General features: G+C 62.5%; 3 protein-coding genes. All 3 read left to right on the top strand.

From position 1 onward, the window contains the following. Positions 1–845, top strand: an 845-nt coding sequence (locus EOA22_RS27545; RefSeq protein WP_164755887.1) for a carbohydrate ABC transporter permease, incomplete at its 5' end; no start/stop codon positions are given. Between the two features lie 4 nt (positions 846–849). Next, entirely contained in the window at positions 850–2,514 is a 1,665-nt protein-coding gene (locus EOA22_RS27540) for an alpha-glucosidase (protein WP_063169812.1), read from the top strand. Positions 2,515–2,538: 24 nt separating this feature from the next. Further along, positions 2,539–3,651, top strand: coding sequence for a sn-glycerol-3-phosphate ABC transporter ATP-binding protein UgpC (gene ugpC, locus EOA22_RS27535; RefSeq protein WP_063169811.1), 1,113 nt, complete (start codon positions 2,539–2,541; stop codon positions 3,649–3,651). Positions 3,652–3,698: the final 47 nt, after the last annotated feature.

Raw genomic sequence — 3,698 nt, 5'->3', positions numbered from 1 at the left:
AGTATCCCGCCGGCACCACAGCCGATCTCGGCGACGGCGTGACCTTGCAGCTCAATGCCGACGGCAGCTTCGTCATGCAGTCCCCGAAAGCGTTCGAAGGCGATCGCGGCCAGCGCGTCTATTATGCTTCGTCGGCGCCGCCGAAATTCACCACCGATAATTACAAAACCGTGCTGTTTTCCGAAGGCATCGGACGGTCTTTCATGAATTCCCTGACCGTCACCATTCCGGCGACCGTCATCCCGATCCTGATCGCCGCCTTTGCCGCCTATGCGCTGGCCTGGATGCGGTTTCCCGGCCGGGCGCTGCTGATCGCGGTCATCATCGGCTTGCTGGTGGTGCCATTGCAGATGTCGCTGATCCCGCTGTTGAAACTCTACAACGGCGTCGGCGCTTTCTTCGGCATGCCGTCGAAGACCTATCTCGGCATCTGGCTGGCGCATACCGGCTTCGGCCTGCCCTTCGCCATCTACCTGCTGCGCAGCTACATTGCCGGCCTGCCGCGCGAAATCATGGAATCGGCGCGCATCGACGGCGCCAGCGATTTCGAGATCTTCGTCAAGATCGTCTTGCCGCTGTCGTTTCCGGTGCTGGCTTCGTTTGCCATCTTCCAGTTCCTGTGGGTATGGAACGATCTGCTGGTGGCGATGGTTTTCCTCGGCACAGAGGCAGACCAGATCGTGCTGACCGCCAAGCTCAACGCGCTGTTGGGCTCACGCGGCGGCGACTGGGAGATTCTGACGACATCGGCTTTCGTGACCATCATCGTGCCGCTGATCGTGTTCTTCTCGCTGCAGCGCTATTTTGTCCGCGGGCTGCTTGCCGGCTCGGTGAAAGGAGGCTGAGACGATGCAATCCGCTTTGAAGGCCAGCTCGAAGCCTGACCTCGCCATCGATCGCGACTGGTGGCGGGGCGCGGTGATCTACCAGATTTATCCGCGCAGCTACCAGGACTCGAACGGCGACGGCATCGGTGACCTTAAGGGCATCATCGGGCGGCTACCCTACATCGCGGCACTCGGTGCGGACGCCATCTGGATTTCGCCATTCTTCAAGTCGCCGATGAAGGATTTCGGCTATGACGTGTCGGATTACTGCGACGTCGATCCGATGTTCGGCACGTTGGCCGACTTCGACGCGCTGACCGCCGAGGCACACAGGTTGGGCTTGAAGGTGATGATCGACGAGGTGCTGTCGCACACCGCCGACAACCACCCGTGGTTCAAGGAAAGCCGGTCGAGCCGCAGCAACCCGAAAGCCGACTGGTACGTCTGGGCAGACGCCAGGCCGGACGGCACGCCGCCCAACAACTGGCTGTCGATCTTCGGCGGCTCGGCCTGGCAATGGGACACCAGCCGCCAGCAATATTACATGCACAATTTTCTGGCCGAGCAGCCCGACCTCAACTTCCACAACCACGAGGTTCAGGACGCGTTGCTCGACGTCACCCGCTTCTGGCTGGAGCGCGGCGTCGATGGTTTCCGGCTCGACACCATCAATTTCTACTTCCACAGCCAGGGCTTGGAAAACAACCCGCCGCTGCCGCCGGAAGAGCGCAACGACCAGACCGCGCCGGCGGTCAACCCCTACAACTACCAGGACCATCTCTACGACAAGAGCCGGCCCGAGAATCTCGGCTTCCTCGAACGGTTCCGTGCCCTGCTCGATGAATATCCGGCAACCGCAGCGGTCGGCGAGGTCGGCGATTCGCAGCGTGGGCTTGAAGTGGTGGCCGCCTACACCGCCGGCGGCAAGCGCGTGCACATGTGCTACTCCTTCGATTTCCTGGCGCCGGAAAAGATCAGCGCGGGCAAGGTCCGCTCGGTGCTGGAATCCTTCGGCAAGGTCGCCAGCGATGGCTGGTCGTGCTGGGCCTTCTCCAACCACGATGTAATGCGCCCGGCCTCGCGCTGGGCCGCCAATGAGCCCGACCCGACCGCCTACCTCAAGGTCATCTCGGCGCTGCTGATGTCCTTGCGCGGTTCGGTCTGCATCTATCAGGGTGAGGAACTTGGGCTCGGCGAGGCCGACCTTCGGTTCGAGGATTTGCAGGATCCCTACGGCATCCGCTTCTGGCCTGAATTCAAGGGCCGCGACGGCTGCCGCACACCGATGGTGTGGGACGGCGGCGCCAAGAATGGCGGCTTCTCCCAGGCAAAACCCTGGCTGCCGGTGCCGGCCAAGCATTTGGCGCAAGCGGTCAATGTCCAGCAGGGCGACGAGGCTTCGCTGCTCGAGCACTACCGGCGCTTTCTCAGCTTCCGGCGTGCCCATCCGGCGCTGGCCAAGGGCGACATCACCTTCATCGAAAGTGAGGGAGATACCGTGGCCTTCACGCGCCGCGCAGGCAACGAGCAGATCGTCTGCGTCTTCAATCTGGGAGCCGGGCGGGCCAAGGTTGACCTTGGCGGCCGATCGCTGCAACCTCTGCCCGGGCACGGATTTTCGGGGCAGGCGAGCAGCGGTTCCATCGAGCTTGGCGGCTACGGCGCCTGGTTCGGGCGTCTCGACTGAATTTCCAATCACTGGAGGAAACCAATGGCCGATGTCACGCTAAGACAAGTGAAGAAGTCCTACGGCAATCTGAACATTCTCCACGGCATCGACCTCGATATTAGGTCGGGCGAGTTCATCGTCTTCGTCGGCCCGTCGGGCTGCGGCAAGTCGACATTGCTGAGGTCGATCGCCGGGCTCGAGGAAATCACCTCCGGCGAACTCAGAATAGCCGGCGAAGTGGTGAACGACGTGCCGCCGTCGAAGCGGGGCATCGCCATGGTGTTCCAGTCCTACGCGCTGTACCCGCACATGACCGTCTACGACAACATGGCGTTCTCGATGAAGATCGGCAAAGAGAACAAGGCCGAGATCGACCGCCGCGTGCGCCAGGCCGCCGAGATCCTGCAGCTGACCAAATATCTCGACCGCCTGCCCAAGGCGATGTCGGGTGGCCAGCGCCAGCGCGTCGCCATCGGCCGCGCCATCGTGCGCAATCCGAAGGTGTTCCTGTTCGACGAGCCGCTTTCGAACCTCGACGCCGCGCTGCGCGTCGCCACCCGCATCGAGATCGCCAAGCTCAAGGAATCGATGCCCAACACGACCATGATCTACGTTACCCACGACCAGGTCGAGGCGATGACGCTGGCCGACCGCATCGTGGTGCTCAAGGACGGCCATATCGAGCAGGTCGGCACGCCGATGGACCTCTACAAGAAGCCCGGCAATCTGTTCGTTGCCCAGTTCATCGGCTCGCCGGCCATGAACATCCTGCCGGCGACCATCGAAAAGACCGGAAACCCGACCGTCGTCAGCCATGTCGGCGGACGCAAGGCGACCGTGCCGATTGCGACGCCGGCTTCGGCAAAGGGCGCTGCGGTGAGCTTTGGCGTGCGGCCGGAGGACCTGATCATCGCCAGCGGCGCGGACTATCTGTTCGAGGGGACGGTCGACTATGTCGAGCAACTCGGCGAGGTGCAGCTTGTCTATGTCGACATCGGCCGCGCCGATCTGCCGCTGGTGACCAAGCTGCCCGGCAATGTCGAGGTCAAGCGCGGCTCGACATTGCGGCTGAGCGCCAATGGCGAGGACCTGCATATCTTCGACGCGGATGGACGTTCTTTCGCGTTGCATGAAGTGGAAGCAAAGGCGGCTTAACCGCAATTACCGTGTCAGGCACAAAAAAGAGCGGCGGGCCGGGGCCG

Source organism: Mesorhizobium sp. M7A.F.Ca.US.014.04.1.1, assembly GCF_003998745.1.
GTDB classification, from domain to species: Bacteria; Pseudomonadota; Alphaproteobacteria; order Rhizobiales; family Rhizobiaceae; genus Mesorhizobium; species Mesorhizobium ciceri.
The sequence above is the reverse complement of the archived record's forward strand: the minus strand, read 5'-3'. Positions and strand labels throughout refer to the sequence as shown.